We start from the raw sequence: 16,907 nt of genomic DNA, 5'->3' as shown, positions 1-16,907 counted from the left end.
AACGTTGGCACGCCATCGTGAAGTAGAGACTTTCCCAAAACGAGTGACGTTACCACGCGGGAGCGACATAGTTTCCGTGTACACCGCTATTCAGCGGCGGGAGAGGTATGCGTGATCAATTGCGTTGGAAATGACGGCACTGCCAATTCTTCACCGCTCGTAAGTATTGGCCTGCCCGTCTTCAATGGCGAAGCCTATGTGGGACAGGCGATCGAGTCCGTCCTGCAACAGACCTATCCCTGCCTTGAGTTGATCATTCACGACAACGCATCGACCGACGGGACCGAGCAGATCTGCCGCAGCTTCGCCGCGCAGGACGCACGAGTCCGGTATTTCCGCAACCCGCGCAATCTCGGCGCCGCCGCCAATTACAATCTTTGCTTCGAACAGGCGCGGGGTACTTACTTCAAATGGACGGCACATGACGATCGCATGGCGCCGGAGTACCTCGCCAAGGCCGTGGCCGCACTGGAGGCGGCGCCGGATGCGGTGCTCTGCACGGTCGGGATCACCGAGATCGACGGCGTCGACCGGCCGCTGCGCACCTACGCCAATCATTTTCCCGGCATAGATTCCGCCAGCCCGACCCGCCGCTTCGCTGCCGCCATCCACACCCGCCACCAGTGCGAGGATTTCTTCGGCCTGTTCCGCCGCGCCGCGCTGGTGGGCTCCGAACTGCACGGCGCCTATAGCGGATCCGACCGCGTCCTGCTGGCGGAGATGGCGCTGCGCGGCCCCTGGGTCAGCGTGGCCGACCCGCTCTTCATCCACCGCGAGCATGAGAACCGCTACACCCGCGCCATCCTGCTGAAGGACGACCGCGCCGCCGCGCTCTGGCAGGATCCGAGCCAGCCGGTGCAGCGGACCAGCCCGCTTTTCTACTCCATGGTCTATCGCGAATATCTCCGCCTGGTGCCGAAGAATGTGCGCGATACGATGACGCGCCTCGGCTGCTATGGCGAACTGCTCCGCTGGTGGTTCACCGACGAGCATGCGATCGACCTGCTGCGCGACGCCCTGAAACGCTACCCGGCGCTCGAGGCGCGGGTCCGCGCGCTCAAGCTCCGCCTCGTCGGCGCATCCGGAACGCGGCCAGGCAGCCTGCCCGAGCTCAAATAGCAACGCGCCCCATCGCCCTTCGGGCCAGCAGCACGCCAAGGGCGGCAGCGCCCCTGCCCGGGAAGCGGCTTTGCGTGTGCGGGAGTACCTCCGACCGGCAGCCTGGCCACGTATTGCCGCGATGGATTGCGCGGCCAGGCATTCCAGACGTTTCTGCGCCGATACCGGCGGCGCTCAGCCTGCCTGCGCCACGCACGTCCTGCTGTTGACCTGGACAGGCCACAGCCTTGGGGCCCCGCCACGGTCCTGCGCCCCGGGCGATCGGGAACCGTCGGACTGCGCCGGGCTCAGGCCCACACCGCGCCGCGGCGTCTCGGCGCCGCCCGGTGCGATCAGTCCGTCATGCGGTCCAGCACGGGAACGCGTCGGAATACCAGCACCTTCAGCAGGATCGGGACCAGTACGCCGGTGGCCATCGCCGCCGCCAGATGCAGCGGGAAATTCTCCGCCGTGTAGGCCACGCCGAACAGGATCAGCAGTGCCTTGGTCGCACCAATGGCGAGCGTGTTGAACAAATAGATCACCATGGCATAGCGGCCGAGCGTGATCGGCCATTGCAGCCGCGCAATCGGCGGCCGCCGGATCAGCCCGTGCAGGGCGGGGATGCAGAGCAGGCCGCAGACCACCAGGGACCACCAGTCGTCAAGAATGACGACACCGACCCAGACCGTCATCGCGACCGCAAGCGAGAGGAGGAAAAGCGCCCACCAGAGCGGCTGCCAGCGCTCCATCAAGGGCAGCAGCCGGTCCTGCCGCTCCGCAACCCAGACTCCGGCGGCGAAGAACAGGAAGAAATGCGCGAAACGGTCGAGATAGGCGATCTCGGGAATTGCCGGCAGTTGCAGGACAAGGCCGACCAGAACGAGACCGGTGCTGCCGATCCGGCGAATCAGCAGCATGGCGAAAACGGTGCAGAGGAAGAGAACCAGCAGGTACCAGACCGAGGTGGCCGGGCTGCGCTCGGTTTCCCAGAACAGGTTCTGCAGGCCAGTCAGCAGCCCGGCCGGCGCGTTGTCGACCACCACGAACCGCATCGCGACCAGCTTGGCGGCGAGAATGAACAGGCCGATGGCGAAGAAGGGCGGCAGCAGCCGTGCGGCCCGCCGCCGGATCTGCCGCGGCCAGTCCGGCGGCGCCGTCGTCAGCACGCCGCTCAGCACCGCCACGGTCCCGCTCAGATAGAGGAAGAAGGGCATGTGGAAGCGGTAGAGCACGTAGCGCATCGGCTCATACCACTCGCCGCCCGGCGGGGTTGTGTTCGCCACCAGGTGGCCGGCCACGACCAGCAGGATGGCGAGACCCTTCGCCCGGTCGATATCGTACCGGCGTTCCCGGCCCGGCCGGGCGGGGCCCTGTACCCGGCGTTCCTCCCGGGCGGCGGTTCCGTCCGGCATGGTCAGCCCCGGCGACGCGCCGCGGCGCGGCATAGGAGGCAGGACAGAACCGGACGTCCGAGCGTCCGCAACCGGGAAGTGTTCATGCCATCGGGTCGTCCCACACGACGCGCGGGCGAGACAAATCAGAGATGTGTCACCAGAAGGCGCGATGGTTCGAGCGGGATGCCCGGCAGCCCCGAAGGGCCGGCGCAGCCAGTTGCCTGGCGGAGAGGGAGCCTCCCTGGCATCGCCCCGGGCGGCATCCTGTCGCATCCGACTTCATGCGCAACCGATCCCGTTCGCGGAACGGCGTTCATCGTCTGGCCCCCGACGCGACTGGCTGCGTCCCTGGAGGCCCAGCTACCGGGCTGAGGCTTCCCCGCCCTGGCGCCGGCAGCCGGCCTCGTTCCCTCCTGCGCGGGACAGTGCCGCTCCTCTCCCTGGGCACAGAAGGCTGTGCCATGCCCACGGGCCGCGGATCATCAAGGGCCATGGCGACGTATCAGGCGGGGCGGAGGAAGGGGCCGCGGCGCCCCTGGGCTGACGGCAAGGCGTCATCGAATGGTCACGTGCCGCCGCCTCATCCTTCGATTATTGTGGAAGCATGGAAACCGACGATGCAGCCTTCGCCTTCGCGGCGCTGGGGCAGCCCACCCGGCTCGACCTGTTGCGCATCCTGCTCGGGGCAGGGCCGAGCGGGCTGGCGGCCGGCGAGGCCGCGGCGCGTCTCGGCGTCCCGCCCTCCACCCTGTCCTTTCATCTCCGCGCCCTGGACCAGGCGGGTCTGATCGCCGCCACGCGCCAGGGCCGCAGCCTGATCTACGCGGCTCAGGTCGCCCGTCTGCGCGGCCTGCTCGCCTTCCTGGCCGAGGCCTGTTGCGGCGACGAGCCCGGCCGCTGTGGCGATCTCGGCCGCCTGATGGATGCCGCCTCCTGGGAGAGAGACGCCATGCAACCCCCGGCCTTCCACGTGCTGTTCCTCTGCACCCGCAATTCGGCCCGCTCGATCATGGCCGAGGCCATCCTGGCCAAGGCCGCGCCCGGGCGTTTCGCCGCCTACTCCGCGGGATCCGAGCCCTCACGCGAGGGCCCGCTGCCGGAAGTACTGGCGCAACTCAAGGCGCTGGGCCACGACGTCTCCCGCCTGCGCTCCAAGTCCTGGGCCGAGTTCTGCGGGCCGGGCGCGCCGCGCATGGATTTCGTGATCACCCTCTGCGACAGCATCGCCGGGCAGGTCTGCCCGGATTTCGGCGACACCACCATCACCGCCGCCTGGCCGCTGCCGGACCCGGCCAAGTTCACCGGCAGCACGGCGGAGCGGGCGACGCTGCTGAACGAGTTGCATGCCGGATTGCGGCGGCGGATCGAGATCTTCACCAGCCTGCCCTTTGCCTCGCTGGACCGCTTGGCGCTGAAGGCGCGGTTGGACGAGCTGGCCGACCCGCACGCGATGATGGCGCGCTGAGATGCGGGTCGGGATCAGCGGCATGGGCCGCATCGGCCGCCTGGCGCTGCGGGCGGCCCTGGGCGCGGCGGAGCGACCGGAGGAGGACCCGCGTCGCGGCAACCGTCTGGAGGTGGCGCATCTCAATGAAATCAAGGGTGGGGCGACTGCGACCGCGCATCTGCTCGAGTTCGACAGCGTCCAGGGCCGCTGGCGCGGGCCGCGCTTCGCGGTGGAGGGCGAAGAGGCCATCCGTATCGGTGAGCGGCGACTGACCTTCTCCGCCCATACCCATCCGGCCGAGATCCCCTGGGGCGAGCTGGGCGTGGATCTGGTGCTGGAATGCACCGGCAAATTCCTCTCACCCGAGATGCTGGAGGGGCACCTGCGGCGCGGGGCGAAGCGCGTGATCGTCGCGGCGCCCGTCAGGTCCGACAGCGTGCTGAATGTCGTGGTCGGGGTGAACCACCAGCTCTATGACCCGGCGCGGCACAGCATCGTCACCGCCGCCTCCTGCACCACCAACTGCCTCGCGCCGCTGGTGAAGGTGGTGCAGGAGGCGATCGGCATCCGCCACGGCCAGATCACCACCATCCACGACCCGACCAACACGAACCTGGTGCAGGACGCGCCGCACAGGGACCTGCGGCGGGCCCGCAGCGCCATGCTCAGCCTGCAGCCGACGACCACGGGCAGCGCCACGGCCATCGGCCTGATCTATCCGGAGCTGAAGGGCAGGCTGAACGGCCATGCGGTGCGCGCGCCGGTGCTCAATGCCAGCCTGACGGACTGCGTCTTCGAGTTGCGGCGGGAGACGACGCCGGAGGAGGTCAACGCCCTGTTCCGCGCTGCGGCGGAGGGGCCGCTGGCCGGCATCCTGGGCTACGAGGAGCGGCCTCTGGTCTCGGCCGATTATGCCCGCGACACCCGCAGCAGCATCCTGGACGCACCCAGCACCATGGTCACCGACGGCACGCTGCTGAAGCTCTATGCCTGGTATGACAACGAGATGGGCTATGCCTGCCGCATGGTGGACCTGGCCTGCCACATGGCCGAGGCCGGGATCTGAGCCGATGAGCACCGCCGCCGCCGCGCCCGCGCCTGGCATCGCCGCGGCGCGCAACTATGCCATCGTCACCGCGGCCTATTGGGGCTTCACCCTGACCGATGGCGCGCTGCGGATGCTGGTGCTGCTGCACTTCTTCCGGCTGGGCTATTCGCCCTTCACCCTCGCCTTTCTCTTCCTGCTCTATGAGGCCGCGGGGATCGGGGCGAACCTGATCGGCGGCTGGCTGGCGACACGCTTCGGCATCACCCGCATGCTGGCGGCGGGCCTGGCGACGCAGATCGGCGGCTTCCTCATGCTCTCGGCGGTGTCGCCGGGCTGGGCGCCGGCGCTCTCGGTCGCCTGGGTGGTGGCCGCCCAGGGCGTCTGCGGCATGGCCAAGGACCTCACCAAGACGGCGAGCAAATCGGCCATCAAGCTGACGGCCGGGGAGGCGAGCGGCCGGCTGTTCCGCTGGGTGGCGTTCTTCACCGGCAGCAAGAACGCGATGAAGGGCGCCGGTTTCTTCCTGGGCGGCCTGCTGCTGGAGGTGCTCGGCTTCCGCGGGGCGCTCTGGGCCATGGCGACGGCCCTGGCGCTGGTGCTGGCGGGTGTCATGCTCTCCCTGCCACCTCTGATGGGAAAGGCCAAGGCCTCGACCTCGGCCAGGGAGTTCTTCGCGAGGAGCCGGGGCGTGAACCTGCTGGCCGCGGCGCGGGTCTTTCTCTTCGGCGCGCGCGACATCTGGTTCGTGGTCGGGCTGCCGGTCTTCCTCTACGCCTCTGGCTGGACCTTCACCATGGTGGGCGGATTCCTGGCCGCCTGGACCATCGGCTACGGCTTCGTCCAGGCGGCGGCGCCGGCGCTGGTGCGGCGGAGCGAGGATGGGCTGCGCACCGAGGTTCCGGCCGTCCGGCTCTGGTCCCTGGCGCTGGTCGCCATTACGGCAGCCCTGACACTGGCGCTGGTGGCCGGCCTCATGCAGCCGGACCTCCTTGTGGCAGTTGGTCTCACCGTCTTCGGATTCGTCTTCGCGGTGAACTCCTCGGTCCATTCCTACCTGGTCCTCGCCTATGCAGGGACGGAAAAGGCGGCCGAGGATGTCGGCTTCTACTACGCCGCAAATGCCGTGGGACGCTTCACGGGCATTCTCCTGTCCGGTCTGCTCTATGGGTCGGGTGGCCTTCCCGCCTGCCTCGCGGGCGCCACGGTCATGCTCGCCTGCTGTTGGGCGGTAACCCTGCTTCTGCCGTCTCGCCAGTGATGGCCATCGGGTGGCCGGCCGCCACCTGTGGAATCCGATGCTGTTGGCCTGCGCGCTCGACGGCGTGCCGGCCAACCCAATTCGGCCGGCCTGGATGAAGAAAGCGGGTCGCAGGCTGGACGCAGTGCGTCCGGAGGATGGGCCATCTGACGACCGCTTCCCGGGACGGCTGCGCCGCCCGGCCGGGGGGGGTCTCTGGCAAGCGGCCAAAGGCGGACTGGCGGAGAGGGTGTCCTTAGTACCCCCACATCACGCTGTCTCAGCCCATCGCAATATTCTCTGAATCTCAATAGCTTAGCGGACAATCTGTCTCATTCCGTATCTAGACGGTTCAGGTTTGCCCATGCCAAGAATGGGGTAGCCAATGGGGTAGGCGGTAGCCCTGCCCTTCGGCCGAGGCGGGCAAGGCGGGACCATGGGCAAGCTCACGGCGCGGGAAGTTGCGGCAGCGAAGCATCCGGGAGCTAGGCCCGGCACCAAGCCCCGGCCCGTCACGTTCCCGGACGGCGATGGCCTGTTCCTCCAGATCACGCCCGGCGGCAGCAAGTCATGGCTGTTGCGCTACACGCTGGCCGGGCGCACCCGTGAGGCCGGCCTTGGCTCCTATGGCGATCCGCCCGAGGGGGTGACGCTGGCAGCGGCGCGCGAGAAGGCGGCCGAGCTGCGGGCGCTGGCGCGGACCGGCGCCGATCCCGTTGACGCCCGCCGGGAAGCGCAGCGCCAGGCCGCCGCAGCGGCCCGCAAGGCTCTCGCCCATACCTTCCGGTCCTTGGCTGAAGCCTGCATCGCGGCCCGTGAGGCGGAGTGGAAGAACCCGATCCACCGGGCGCAATGGCGCAGCACCCTGGAAACCTACGCCTACCCAAGCCTTGGCGAGACGCCGATTGCCGAGATCGGCACGGATGACGTGCTGGCCGTGCTGCGCCCCATCTGGGCGAGCAAGCCCGAGACGGCGAGCCGCCTGCGCGGCCGGATGGAGGCGGTGTTCGACTATGCCGCCGCGCTGGGCTTCCGGCCGCGGGGGTTCAATCCTGCTGCCTGGCGCGGGAACCTGAAACCCCTGCTGGGCAGCCCGAACAAACTGAAGGCCCGGCTGCGCGAGACGACGGGAGAGGACGGGCACCATCCGGCGCTGCCGTACAAGCGGATCGGCGCCTTCATGGCGGCGCTGGCGGAGCGGCCGGCGACAACCGCCCTGGCGCTGCGCTTCGCTATTCTGACCGCGGCCAGGACTGGCGAGGTATTGGGCGCGCGTTGGCGGGAAATCGACATGGACGAAGCCATGTGGATCGTCCCGGCGGCACGCATGAAGGCCGGGCGGGAGCACCGCATTCCGCTCTCGCCTGCCGCCATGGCGATCCTGCAAGGGCTGCTGCCCGAGAATGGCGAGGCCGATCCCGAGGACTGGATCTTCAAGAGCGGGGCCGGCGGCGCGCTCTCGCAAATGTCCATGCTCATGCTGCTGCGCCGGATGAATGAGGGCGAGAGCGGTCCGCAATGGGTGGATGCCGCCGGCCGCCCTATCACGGCGCACGGCTTCCGCAGCACCTGCCGGGATTGGGTGGGGGAGGAAGCATCCTTTCCCCTTGAGATCGCAGAGGCGGCGCTGGCGCACACGATCCGCGACAAGGCACAGGCGGCCTATGAACGCGGCGACAAGCTGGCGAAGCGGCGGAAGATGATGGAGGCATGGGCGGCCTACTGCGCCCGCCCTGCTGCGGCCGGTGCCGGCAAGGTGGTGAGGCTGCGGAAGCGCGAGGCGAGCGCGTGATGCGCTTCGCGCTTTCCGTCCTCTCCCCAAAATCCCCACAAAGCCCAAAACCCCTGCGCCGGGACAGTTTGTGTGGCTCTGGGGTGGCTCCCCGAAATCCCCCGAATCCCCAAAACCCGCCGAGCGGCGCCACGATGTGCCGCCCGGCGCTGGCCGGGACGCACACACATCTCAGCGGAGGCGCCCGTGGGCCTCGCGCGTGGCCGGCCTGGTCCCGCCTGTTCGCAGGGATATCGCCACCCCAATGGCCCTTTTCTGAGGGCGGCCTTTCCGGCGCTCTCATGTCCTCACACCCGCGCGTACTGCGCCTGAAGCCTGGCCGGGCAGTGTCGCCGCGCTAGTGACGTGATCCGCGCCGAGGCGGTTCCCCGGCATCAAAGGCGGCGCGCGCCGGGATGGAGCCCCAGCGCACGCCTGACCCGCAGAACGGGACGGAGCCCCAATGCCACAGGCTGACCATACCCCTACCACGCCAGCACTTCTTGACGAGTTGACGACCCCGCGCCCGGGCGGCGCTTTGCTGGCGCGGGCGTAGAGGGAGGCTGCGGCATGAGCGACATTCAGGCTGCGCCACAAGGCGCGAAATATGTGCCGAGTGGGTGGGAGACAGTCGGCACGGCCCTCGCCTGGATCACATTCAAGCACGCCGTGCCGCCCGACTGGTGGAACGAGGTTTTTTACTTCGGCGCCGAGCGTTGGTTCGAGGCCGCGCCCGAGGCAGTGGCTGATATGCTGGATTGGGCGGCGGCAAATCCGAATGCAATCGAGAGCGAAAGCCCTTGGCTGGCGGCGGCCTTGCGCACCTCCATCATGCTCAAGTCCGAGACTGGCGCCATGCGGCTCCGAGACTGGCGCCATGCGGCGGCGCCAGATGGAATTGCAGCGCGGCGCCATGGCGATGATGGATGAGATTGAGGCGCAGGCGATCGAGGCGGACCGGGACGCGGCTCGCCGTATGTTAGATGAGGTTGATGGCCTGTTGAATGAGGCGGCGATAGCGGCGGAAACAGTCCGATGCCTGAGCCATCCGACGCCCGAGCTGCTTGCAGAGACAGCCCGCGAGATCGCAGCCGACATGCGCCCTCGCCTGTCCCAATGGGGGGCGTGGCATGAGGAAATCTGGGCGGCATCCGAGGCGCTGCGCCGCGCCCTGGCCGCGGGAGAACTCGCCGCATACGGATGGCGAGGCGAGCGCGAGCCGAAGTGGGACAACGAGCCGTGGCCGATATGCAGGGAGCGAGTGCCGCCCGAGCTACTGCGCGCACCCGTTACTCTCACCCAGACAGGCGTCGTGCCTTTCCCCCGGCATCACGATTACCCGGTCCAATACCGGCTGTTGTTCTGCGGCATCCTGATCGACGCTGGCGAGTTGCTACGGATCTGGCCTGCCCCTCATAGCCTGGCCGACGCCCCCAGGATCCCCGCCAAGGATCGGAAGCCTGGCCGCGCCAACTTCACTGGACGACCTCCCCACAAGGGCCGAGACACGTTCATCCGCGAGCTTGTCCGGTTGGCACTAGACCCGGATGGACTTCCCCCACGGCCGGAGTTGTTCCGACGCATGATCGCTTGGTGCGACGCCGAGTTGGGCGATGACGCGCCCGGAGAGACGACGATCCGCGATTGGCTGGCAGCCTGGTGCCCGGAATAGGACGAGGGCGCGGAAACGAGTTTCCGCGGCTTTCCGCTCTCAGGCGCGGGAAATGCTGATTATTAAGTGTGTCGCCCTGACGCAATACGCGCCATGGTTGATGAGGCGACACCATGCACCTTGCCGAGACGACCGCCGGCCGCCCCTCCGCCCCCCAGCGCAGCACGGCGCCCGCGCCGCTGTCCTACACCCTCAACGACGCCTGCCGCGTCTCGGGCCTGTCCCGCGCGACGCTCTACCGGCATGGCGCGGCCGGGAAGCTGCGGCTGCTGAAGGTGGGCGGTCGCACGCTGGTATGCGCCGCCAGCCTGCGCGCGCTGCTGGGGGTGGCGGAGTGATCCGCGCCGACCTGCCTGCGCTCGCCGTGCTGGCCGAACCGCTCGCCGTCCTCGCCCTCGCTGCGCTGCTGCGCTGGGCGCGGTGCTGAAACGCAGACCGCCGGGGCCTGTCGGCGCCCGGCGGGGATGCGTGACTGCGGTGATCGGCGGACTACTTCGCGCCCGCCCGATACCAAAGCCCGGCATCTCGCGCCAGCGCCCTCGCCCCGGTCCAGCGAAGGACCGAAGGCACATGGACCATTGCCCGACCTGCGGCCGGCGGCATCGCCCGCGCCGCCCGAAGATGCTCGCGCCGACACCCTTGCTCGATTGGGTGCCGCCGCCGAAGCCCATCCTCCGCACGGGACCGCTGCCGCGTCTCGTGCTGCTGCCCGACTGCTGCGATGCGAATGGCGAGCCGCGCGCCGGCCTGATGATCCCGGGCCATCGCCTGCCCATCGCCTTCCCCAGCATGGCGGCGGCGGTGGCGGAGCTGCGCCGCATGGAGGCCGGAGCCCATGGCTGACATGCCCGACCTGGCCATGCTGCGCCTCTGGCGCGGTGCCGAGCATGTTCATCGGCTGGGGCCGCGCGCCCTGGCCGAGTTGCTGGCCGAGATTGGCGCCGCACATGGTTGCAGCGCCGCCATCCTCGAAAGGCTCGCCGCCTATCGGCGCCTGTCGCCTGGCATGATCCGGGTGGCCGGGGCCGATGCCTTCCCGCCCGTGCTGCGGGAGGTGCCGCGATGATCGCCGCCTCTGACATTGCCGCCCGTCTCGGGCTGCGCGCCATCCCGATGCGGCGCGAGTGGCGCGGCGACTGCCCGAGCTGCGGCTATGCCAGCGGCTTGGTGGTCGGGGAGAAGGAGGGCCGCGCCGTCTGGTGGTGCGCCTCCTGCCAGGACCGCGAGGGCATCACGGCTGCGGTCCGGCACGCGCTGGGGCGGGGCGGGATTCCGCCCCAGCGTGTGGACCGCCCCATGGGGCCGGCGCCCTCCACGGCCCGGAAATCAGCCTTCGCGCGGGCGCTGTGGGATGAAGCCCTGCCGCTGCCCGGCACCATCGCGGCGCGCTACCTCGCTGTCCGCGGCCTGCCGGGTATCGAGTCCGCAGCGCTGCGCTACCTGCCCGCCACGCCACACCCGGCCGGCGGCAAGCGGCTGCCGGCGATGCTCGCCGCGATCCGCGACACCCGCACGGGCGAACTGCGGGCGGTGCACCGGACCTTCCTGCGCCCGGATGGCACCGGCAAGGCCGCGGTAGAGCCGGCAAAGGCGAGTCTCGGGCCGGTGGCAGGCTGCGCTGTCATGCTGGATCCGCCGCGCGACGGCGCCCCGCTGGTAATCGGGGAGGGCATAGAGTCCGCCCTCTCCGCCGCGGCGATGATCGGCGGCGCGGCATGGTCCGCAGTCTCCGCCGGCAACCTGGCCGTGCTCCCCCTGCCGCCGTTGCCGGCCTGCCCGGTGGTGGTGATCGCCGCCGATCCCGATGCACCCGGCCAGCGCGCCGCCCATGCCGCCGCGCATCGCTGGCGGGCCGAGGGGCGCGCGGTCCGCATCGCCACCCCTGACAGCCCGGATACCGACTTCAACGACCTGCTGCGCGCCCGCCTTGAGGCGCGGGAGACGCGCCATGGCTGACGGCTTCACCATTCAGGAAATCGAGTTGCCGGAACCTTCGCTCGCGCTGCTGCGCGACCGGCAGCCGGCGCCGCTGCTGCCTCTCGACGTGTTCGGCCCATGGTGGTCCGCCCGCATTGAAGAAGCGGCCGAGGGCGCTGCGGCGCCGCCGGACTACATCGCTGCCGGCCTGATGGGCGCCGCATCGGCCTTGATCGGCAACAGCCGGTGGGCCTCGCCCTGGCATGGCTGGCGCGAGCCGCCGTTCCTCTGGCTTGGTGCCATCGGCAACCCCAGCGCCGGCAAGTCGCCCGGCATCAATGCCACGCTGCGCGACGTGCTGCCCGATATCGAGCGCGAGATGGGCAGCGGGCACGCGGCGGCCCTTCGCGCCTGGGAGACAGCGGCGGCCGAGGCGAAGGAGCGCCGCGCCATCTGGGAACGCGAAGTGAAGGCCGCGGCCAAGGACAACACCCCGCCCCCGCTGATGCCGGAAGCGGCGCAGGAACCGGAGAAGCCGAGCCGGCCGCGCATCGTCACCAACGATCCGACGCTTGAGGCGGTGGCAACCCTGCTGCGCGATCTCCCGCGCGGCCTGCTGCTGCACCGTGACGAGCTGGCCGCCTGGATCGCGGGGTTCGAGAAGTACAACAGCGGCGGCATGGGCGGGGACCGCGCGGCCTGGCTCGAAAGCTACAACGCGCCGCCCAAGACCGTGGACCGGGTGAAGCACCCCGAGCCGATCCACGTCCCGCGCTTCGGCCTCTCCCTCCTGGGGACCATCCAGCCGGAGCGGCTGCGCGAGGTGATGAAGGGGGCGGATGACGGCTTCGCGGTCCGGTTCCTGTGGCTCTGGCCGGAACCGCGCCCCTTTCGGCGCCCCCAGCGTGCCGCCGCGCCGGATGCGATGCGCGACGCGCTGCGCCGCCTCGCCGCCCTCCCCATGGTGGCCGAGGATGACGGCCCGCCACGCCCCTTCTACCTCTCCTTCGACGACGACGCGGCGGCGGTGATCGAGCAAGCCGGCGGGGAATGGGCGGCGCGGGAGGAAGAAAGCGCCGGCCTCATGCTGGGGGCGCTGGGCAAGGCGCGGGGCCAGGCGGTGCGTCTCGCGCTGCTGCTTGAGCATCTGTGGTGGTGTGCCGGCCCGGCCGAGACGCCCCCGCCCTGCCGCATCTCCGCCCGTGCGGCGGAAGCGGCCTGCGGCCTGATGGACGGCTACTTCCTGCCCATGGCGGCGCGGGCCTTCGGGGACGGCGCCTTGGGCCAGGACGAACGGCACGCCCGGACGCTGCTGCGCTGGATCGTGGCGAAGCGGCCGGCAGTGGTGAATGAGCGGGCGATCCGCGACACCCCTGGCCTGCCGGGCCTTACGAAAGCCGATACGGTGAAGGCCGCGGTGGCGGTGCTGGCAGCCGAGGATGTGCTCTTGCCGGCGCTGCCGAGCGGCGGACCCGGCCGCCCGCGGCAGGACCACCGGGTGAACCCCCGACTGTGGCAGGTGGTCCGGTGAGCCGATGGCTCGCCGCCTTTCGCGCCCGTGCGGAGCCTCCCACCCCCGCACTCGCGGCCTGCCTGCCTGCCGGTTCCGGGGATATTGCGGATTCTGGGGAGGCGGCGCCTCAGGGGGGAGAGGACGAGGCGCGCGCCCATTCTGGTGATTGTGGGGATATTGGGGAGCGCCCTACGGCGCCCCCTTCAAAGGCTGCCTCCCCGGACATGCACATTCGCCCCCAGCGCCCGCCAGCATGGGCCGGCGCGGAGGCGATGCCGCCGCCGGGCGCCTGGTGTTCATGCTGCGGCCGGTTCGACCGATCCGGCGGGCGATGGTGGCGGGAGGCAAAGGCCCCCACCGGCTGGGCCTGTTGGACCTGCCACCCGCCCGCGCATCTGCCAGCGGGTGAGGTGGTGGAAGTCAGGACGTGATGGAGGACGACATGCCGAAAGGCGGATACCGGCCTGGCGCTGGGCGGCCGAAGGGCAGCACGACGATGCGGCTTCCGCAGATGGTGGCGGCCGGCGATGCGGATCCGCTGGCCTACCTGCTGTCCATTATGCGCGACCCTAATGCCGATCCGGCGCGGCGGGACCGGGCGGCAATCGCGGCGCTGCCCTACCTCCATGCGAAGATGGAGGCACCTGGCAAGAAGGCTGCGGCCGAGGCCGCGGCGGCGGAGGCCGAGCGCGGGACGGTTTGGGAGCGGCTGCTGTCCTGAGCGGCGAGGCGCCGGGAGGGGGGCGGTCAAATCTCTGGCGGGCGGAGGGGCTGGAACCGCATCAACCCCCACGCACAGATTTTCGAGCCCCTTTGATTATTCCCGGGGCCCATTTCAAAGGCGCCTGCGCCGTCCAAGCCCCTAGGCCACGGCTTGGTGGATACGCCACCGGGGGGCTCGAATCCCTAACGGTACCCCGGGTGCGGACCGAACCGGGGCTGCATTCGCGCGGGGACCAAAAACCGGGAGGGGGGTTTCCGGTCCGGGCATCGTCTCCGGAACCCCGATGGGACGACACGCCGCGGCGCCAATATCCCATGCCGTCGCACGTTATCGCAGCCTAGCGCGAGCGGCGGATGGGGTAAGGAATGGGGTAAGCCGCCCCAAATCGGGCTGAAAGCCGCAGAAAACCTAGGGTTGATGGCGGAGAGGGTGGGATTCGAACCCACGGTACGGTTGCCCGTACTTCGGTTTTCGAGACCGACGCGATCGACCACTCTGCCACCTCTCCGCGGGGCAGGCGCCGCCCTATAAGGGCAGCGGCGGCCGGGTGCAACGCCCTTCCGGCGCCGCCCCAGATTCCCCGCGCCGGCGCAACACGGCGTTGACGCCCGGTGCCCCCCGCCGCTATAAGCCGCGCCTCCCGGCGGCGCCCTCGTGCCGCCGGCGGCCGCTTACGGCCGAGTGTTTCACAGAGTCTTCCGGGGCGGTGCCGCCTCGGCACGGAATCCTGGCGCGACCAGGTGGGGCCGCACGATGACCTTCGCAGTGATCCGCACCGGCGGAAAGCAGTACCGGGTGACGCCGAACGCCGTCCTGACGGTGGAGAAGCTGGAGGCCGAGCCCGGCGCCACCATCACCTTCCACGACGTGCTGGCCGTCGGCGGTGAGGCCGGCCTGACCCTCGGCGCCCCCACCGTTCCGGGCGCCACCGTCACCGCCACGGTGGTCGAGCAGACCCGCGGCGACAAGGTGATCATCTTCAAGAAGAAGCGCCGCCAGAACTACCGGCGCAAGCGCGGCCATCGCCAGGACCTGACCGTGGTCCGCATCGCCGATATCGCGGCCGCCTGAAGGAGATAGGACGATGGCACACAAGAAGGCCGGCGGTTCCTCCCGCAACGGGCGCGACAGCGCCGGCAAGCGCCTCGGCGTGAAGCTGTTCGGCGGCCAGGCCGTCAGCGCGGGCAACATCATCGTGACCCAGCGCGGCACCAAGATGCTGCCGGGCCGCCATGTCTATGTCGGCCGCACGCACTCCCTGCACGCCGCGATCGACGGCCGGGTGAAATTCGAGCGCAAGGCCGAGGGCCGGGTCGCCGTCTCGGTCGAGCCGCTGCCGCAGGCGGCCGAATAGGCTCCGGCGGGTAACACACCGCCACATGGCGCGTTCGGACGGGGGCCTCAGGGCCCCCGTTTTCGTTTGCCGGGGGCCCTGAGGCCCCCATTTGCTTGCCTTCGGCCCCTCGCGGCCCGCATTCGCGCATCCAGGGTCCCACACCCATGAAGTTCCTCGACGAAGCCAAGGTCTGGGTGAAGGCCGGCGATGGCGGCGACGGCGTCGTCGCCTTCCGGCGCGAGAAGTACCTCGAATTCGGCGGCCCGGACGGCGGCAATGGCGGCAAGGGCGGCGATGTGCTGGTCGAGGCGGTGGAGGGGCTGAATACCCTCATCGATTACCGCTATGCCCAGCACTTCAAGGCACGGAAGGGCGGCAACGGCGCGGGATCGGACCGCACCGGGGCGGGGTCGGAGGATGTCGTCCTCAAGGTGCCGGTCGGCACCCAGATCCTGGCCGATGACAAGGAGACGCTGCTCGCCGACCTGGATGCGCCGGGCAAGCGGGTGGTGATCGCCCGCGGCGGCGATGGCGGCCATGGCAACGCCCATTTCAAGACCAGCACCAACCGCGCCCCGCGCCGCGCCGACAAGGGCTGGCCGGGCGAGGAGCGCTGGATCTGGCTCCGCCTCAAGCTCATCGCCGATGCCGGGCTGGTCGGGCTGCCCAATGCCGGCAAGTCCACCTTCCTCGCCGCCGTTTCCGCCGCCCGGCCGAAGATCGCCGATTATCCCTTCACCACCCTGCATCCGCAGCTTGGCGTGGTGCGGCTCAATGCGTCGGAGGAATTCGTCCTCGCCGACATCCCCGGCCTGATCGAGGGCGCGCATGAGGGGGTGGGGCTCGGCGACCGCTTTCTCGGCCATGTCGAGCGTTGCGCGGTGCTGCTGCATCTGGTGGATGGCAGCCAGCCCGACCCCGCCGGCGCCTGGCGCACGGTGCGGGAGGAGCTGGAGCAGTACGGCCATGGCCTCGCGGAGAAGCCGGAAGTGCTGGCCCTCAACAAGCTGGATGCGATGACGCCGCAGGCGCGGGCGAGCCGGCTGAAGGCGCTGGAGCGCGCGGCGGGGCAACCGGTGCTGCTGGTCTCGGGTGCCACCGGCGAGGGCGTGCCGGAAGTGCTGCGCGCGCTGGCCGAAGTGGTTGCCCGCGTCCGCGCCGAGCGGGCAGCACAGCCCCCTGCCCCCACCGAGCCGGCGCCGCATCCCCTGGTGCGGCCCATCGCCCGGCTCGATCCAGAGGGCTAGAGCAGATCGCGGACGGGCGTGAACACCCGGGAGCGTGAATCTGCTCTGCAAACAACGGTCTACAGCGGATTGGCGTTCAGTTCCGAACGCAATCCGCTGTAGTACCGGACCTGATCATGGCGGGTCCGTCTGCGCCAGGCCGACCAGTGCAGCACGATCTCTGCCCTGGCGGCTGATCCCAGAGGAGGTGCCAGAGCAGGCGGCGGACCTCCGGGACGGTGACGGGCAGCAGGTCGGCGCTGTCCTCTCCGTCCGATGGCGCCCTTGCGCAGGACAGCGGGACAGGCATGCGCGAGCATGGCCAGGGTGAGGTGGCGGTGCCAGCCGGTCCAGGAGCGCACCTCGCCACGCAGGCCCGCTACCGCCGCCAGTGTTGGATGCGGCGGCAGTAGCGGGCCGGACTGGCCTTACCTGATCCTCAGCCCGGGGCTGGGCTGGCGCCACACCTTGAGCTCCGCCCGCAGCATGCATCCGGCCACGTCGCTGGACCTCGCGGCCGA

The 16,907-nt window shown here is 70.0% G+C and carries 17 protein-coding genes, 1 tRNA gene and 1 pseudogene; 16 read left to right on the top strand and 3 right to left on the bottom strand.

Annotation, left to right across the window (positions count from 1 at the left end; translation table 11 throughout):
* Positions 1-111: 111 nt before the first annotated feature.
* The gene (locus tag LHA35_RS03335) at positions 112-1,119 is read left to right on the top strand and encodes a glycosyltransferase family 2 protein (RefSeq protein ID WP_226604435.1); all 1,008 of its coding nucleotides are present in this window, start codon (positions 112-114) and stop codon (positions 1,117-1,119) included.
* A gap of 332 nt (positions 1,120-1,451) precedes the next feature.
* Here the strand turns inward: LHA35_RS03335 and LHA35_RS03330 are convergent, their stop codons facing one another.
* Entirely contained in the window at positions 1,452-2,513 is a 1,062-nt protein-coding gene (locus LHA35_RS03330) for an acyltransferase family protein (RefSeq protein WP_226604432.1), read from the bottom strand.
* A gap of 586 nt (positions 2,514-3,099) precedes the next feature.
* On the opposite strand from LHA35_RS03330, the gene LHA35_RS03325 reads away from it, so the two are divergent.
* The 12 genes from LHA35_RS03325 to LHA35_RS03270 all read left to right on the top strand — a co-directional run bounded on the left by LHA35_RS03325 (position 3,100) and on the right by LHA35_RS03270 (position 13,821).
* Positions 3,100-3,960, top strand: coding sequence for a metalloregulator ArsR/SmtB family transcription factor (locus LHA35_RS03325; protein WP_226604428.1), 861 nt, complete (start codon positions 3,100-3,102; stop codon positions 3,958-3,960).
* Position 3,961: 1 nt separating this feature from the next.
* Positions 3,962-5,008, top strand: a complete 1,047-nt coding sequence (locus LHA35_RS03320; RefSeq protein WP_226604425.1) for an ArsJ-associated glyceraldehyde-3-phosphate dehydrogenase — start codon at positions 3,962-3,964, stop codon at positions 5,006-5,008.
* 4 nt (positions 5,009-5,012) lie between these two features.
* Positions 5,013-6,248 (top strand): organoarsenical effux MFS transporter ArsJ, encoded by a 1,236-nt coding sequence (gene arsJ / locus LHA35_RS03315; protein WP_226604422.1) that lies wholly within the window; start codon positions 5,013-5,015, stop codon positions 6,246-6,248.
* A gap of 415 nt (positions 6,249-6,663) precedes the next feature.
* Positions 6,664-8,019 (top strand): tyrosine-type recombinase/integrase, encoded by a 1,356-nt coding sequence (locus LHA35_RS03310; protein ID WP_226604420.1) that lies wholly within the window; start codon positions 6,664-6,666, stop codon positions 8,017-8,019.
* A 549-nt stretch (positions 8,020-8,568) separates the two neighbouring features.
* Complete coding sequence (locus LHA35_RS03305) at positions 8,569-8,928, top strand: hypothetical protein (protein ID WP_226604417.1); 360 nt, start codon at positions 8,569-8,571, stop codon at positions 8,926-8,928.
* Positions 8,891-9,670: a hypothetical protein gene (locus LHA35_RS03300; protein WP_226604413.1), complete on the top strand. Its 780-nt coding sequence runs from the start codon at positions 8,891-8,893 to the stop codon at positions 9,668-9,670. The genes LHA35_RS03305 and LHA35_RS03300 overlap by 38 nt, the downstream gene beginning before the upstream one ends.
* 113 nt (positions 9,671-9,783) lie before the next feature.
* Positions 9,784-10,008: a helix-turn-helix domain-containing protein gene (locus LHA35_RS03295; RefSeq protein ID WP_226604411.1), complete on the top strand. Its 225-nt coding sequence runs from the start codon at positions 9,784-9,786 to the stop codon at positions 10,006-10,008.
* A gap of 283 nt (positions 10,009-10,291) precedes the next feature.
* Complete coding sequence (locus LHA35_RS03290; protein WP_226604408.1) at positions 10,292-10,513, top strand: hypothetical protein; 222 nt, start codon at positions 10,292-10,294, stop codon at positions 10,511-10,513.
* Complete coding sequence (locus LHA35_RS03285) at positions 10,506-10,736, top strand: hypothetical protein (RefSeq protein ID WP_226604405.1); 231 nt, start codon at positions 10,506-10,508, stop codon at positions 10,734-10,736. Before LHA35_RS03290 ends, LHA35_RS03285 begins: the two co-directional genes overlap by 8 nt.
* Positions 10,733-11,626, top strand: coding sequence for a DUF7146 domain-containing protein (locus LHA35_RS03280; RefSeq protein ID WP_226604403.1), 894 nt, complete (start codon positions 10,733-10,735; stop codon positions 11,624-11,626). Before LHA35_RS03285 ends, LHA35_RS03280 begins: the two co-directional genes overlap by 4 nt.
* Complete coding sequence (locus LHA35_RS03275; protein WP_226604400.1) at positions 11,619-13,118, top strand: DUF3987 domain-containing protein; 1,500 nt, start codon at positions 11,619-11,621, stop codon at positions 13,116-13,118. The genes LHA35_RS03280 and LHA35_RS03275 overlap by 8 nt, the downstream gene beginning before the upstream one ends.
* Positions 13,119-13,596: 478 nt before the next feature.
* Positions 13,597-13,821 carry a hypothetical protein gene (locus tag LHA35_RS03270; protein ID WP_226604398.1) on the top strand — a complete coding sequence of 75 codons (225 nt, stop codon included), beginning with the start codon at positions 13,597-13,599 and terminating at the stop codon, positions 13,819-13,821.
* Positions 13,822-14,242: 421 nt separating this feature from the next.
* Here the strand turns inward: LHA35_RS03270 and LHA35_RS03265 are convergent.
* A tRNA-Ser gene (locus LHA35_RS03265) sits at positions 14,243-14,332 on the bottom strand.
* Positions 14,333-14,577: 245 nt separating this feature from the next.
* On the opposite strand from LHA35_RS03265, the gene rplU reads away from it, so the two are divergent.
* The 3 genes from rplU (at position 14,578) to obgE (ending at position 16,407) form a co-directional block, all read left to right on the top strand.
* A complete protein-coding gene (gene rplU, locus LHA35_RS03260; RefSeq protein WP_226604395.1) occupies positions 14,578-14,895 on the top strand; it encodes a 50S ribosomal protein L21 in 318 nt (105 codons plus the stop codon).
* A 13-nt stretch (positions 14,896-14,908) separates the two neighbouring features.
* Positions 14,909-15,178, top strand: coding sequence for a 50S ribosomal protein L27 (gene rpmA / locus LHA35_RS03255; RefSeq protein ID WP_226604392.1), 270 nt, complete (start codon positions 14,909-14,911; stop codon positions 15,176-15,178).
* A gap of 146 nt (positions 15,179-15,324) precedes the next feature.
* Positions 15,325-16,407: a GTPase ObgE gene (gene obgE / locus LHA35_RS03250; protein WP_226604389.1), complete on the top strand. Its 1,083-nt coding sequence runs from the start codon at positions 15,325-15,327 to the stop codon at positions 16,405-16,407.
* Positions 16,408-16,466: 59 nt separating this feature from the next.
* Here the strand turns inward: obgE and LHA35_RS03245 are convergent.
* Positions 16,467-16,751 (bottom strand): annotated as a pseudogene (locus LHA35_RS03245) (hypothetical protein); the annotation flags it as partial.
* Between the last annotated feature and the right edge of the window lie 156 nt (positions 16,752-16,907).

The organism is Roseicella aerolata (genome assembly GCF_020523605.1).
Lineage (GTDB): Bacteria > Pseudomonadota > Alphaproteobacteria > Acetobacterales > Acetobacteraceae > Paracraurococcus > Paracraurococcus aerolatus.
This window is presented reverse-complemented; position numbering and strand designations above follow the sequence as displayed.

Bases quoted from the DNA above. Each gene is read 5' to 3' on its own strand.
- LHA35_RS03330 (WP_226604432.1), bottom strand. From the start codon at position 2,513: ATGCCGGACGGAACCGCCGCCCGGGAGGAACGCCGGGTACAGGGCCCC.
- LHA35_RS03325 (WP_226604428.1), top strand. From the start codon at position 3,100: ATGGAAACCGACGATGCAGCCTTCGCCTTCGCGGCGCTGGGGCAGCCC.
- LHA35_RS03320 (WP_226604425.1), top strand. From the start codon at position 3,962: ATGCGGGTCGGGATCAGCGGCATGGGCCGCATCGGCCGCCTGGCGCTG.
- arsJ (WP_226604422.1), top strand. From the start codon at position 5,013: ATGAGCACCGCCGCCGCCGCGCCCGCGCCTGGCATCGCCGCGGCGCGC.
- LHA35_RS03310 (WP_226604420.1), top strand. From the start codon at position 6,664: ATGGGCAAGCTCACGGCGCGGGAAGTTGCGGCAGCGAAGCATCCGGGA.
- LHA35_RS03305 (WP_226604417.1), top strand. From the start codon at position 8,569: ATGAGCGACATTCAGGCTGCGCCACAAGGCGCGAAATATGTGCCGAGT.
- LHA35_RS03300 (WP_226604413.1), top strand. From the start codon at position 8,891: ATGGAATTGCAGCGCGGCGCCATGGCGATGATGGATGAGATTGAGGCG.
- LHA35_RS03295 (WP_226604411.1), top strand. From the start codon at position 9,784: ATGCACCTTGCCGAGACGACCGCCGGCCGCCCCTCCGCCCCCCAGCGC.
- LHA35_RS03290 (WP_226604408.1), top strand. From the start codon at position 10,292: ATGCTCGCGCCGACACCCTTGCTCGATTGGGTGCCGCCGCCGAAGCCC.
- LHA35_RS03285 (WP_226604405.1), top strand. From the start codon at position 10,506: ATGGCTGACATGCCCGACCTGGCCATGCTGCGCCTCTGGCGCGGTGCC.
- LHA35_RS03280 (WP_226604403.1), top strand. From the start codon at position 10,733: ATGATCGCCGCCTCTGACATTGCCGCCCGTCTCGGGCTGCGCGCCATC.
- LHA35_RS03275 (WP_226604400.1), top strand. From the start codon at position 11,619: ATGGCTGACGGCTTCACCATTCAGGAAATCGAGTTGCCGGAACCTTCG.
- LHA35_RS03270 (WP_226604398.1), top strand. From the start codon at position 13,597: ATGCGGCTTCCGCAGATGGTGGCGGCCGGCGATGCGGATCCGCTGGCC.
- rplU (WP_226604395.1), top strand. From the start codon at position 14,578: ATGACCTTCGCAGTGATCCGCACCGGCGGAAAGCAGTACCGGGTGACG.
- rpmA (WP_226604392.1), top strand. From the start codon at position 14,909: ATGGCACACAAGAAGGCCGGCGGTTCCTCCCGCAACGGGCGCGACAGC.
- obgE (WP_226604389.1), top strand. From the start codon at position 15,325: ATGAAGTTCCTCGACGAAGCCAAGGTCTGGGTGAAGGCCGGCGATGGC.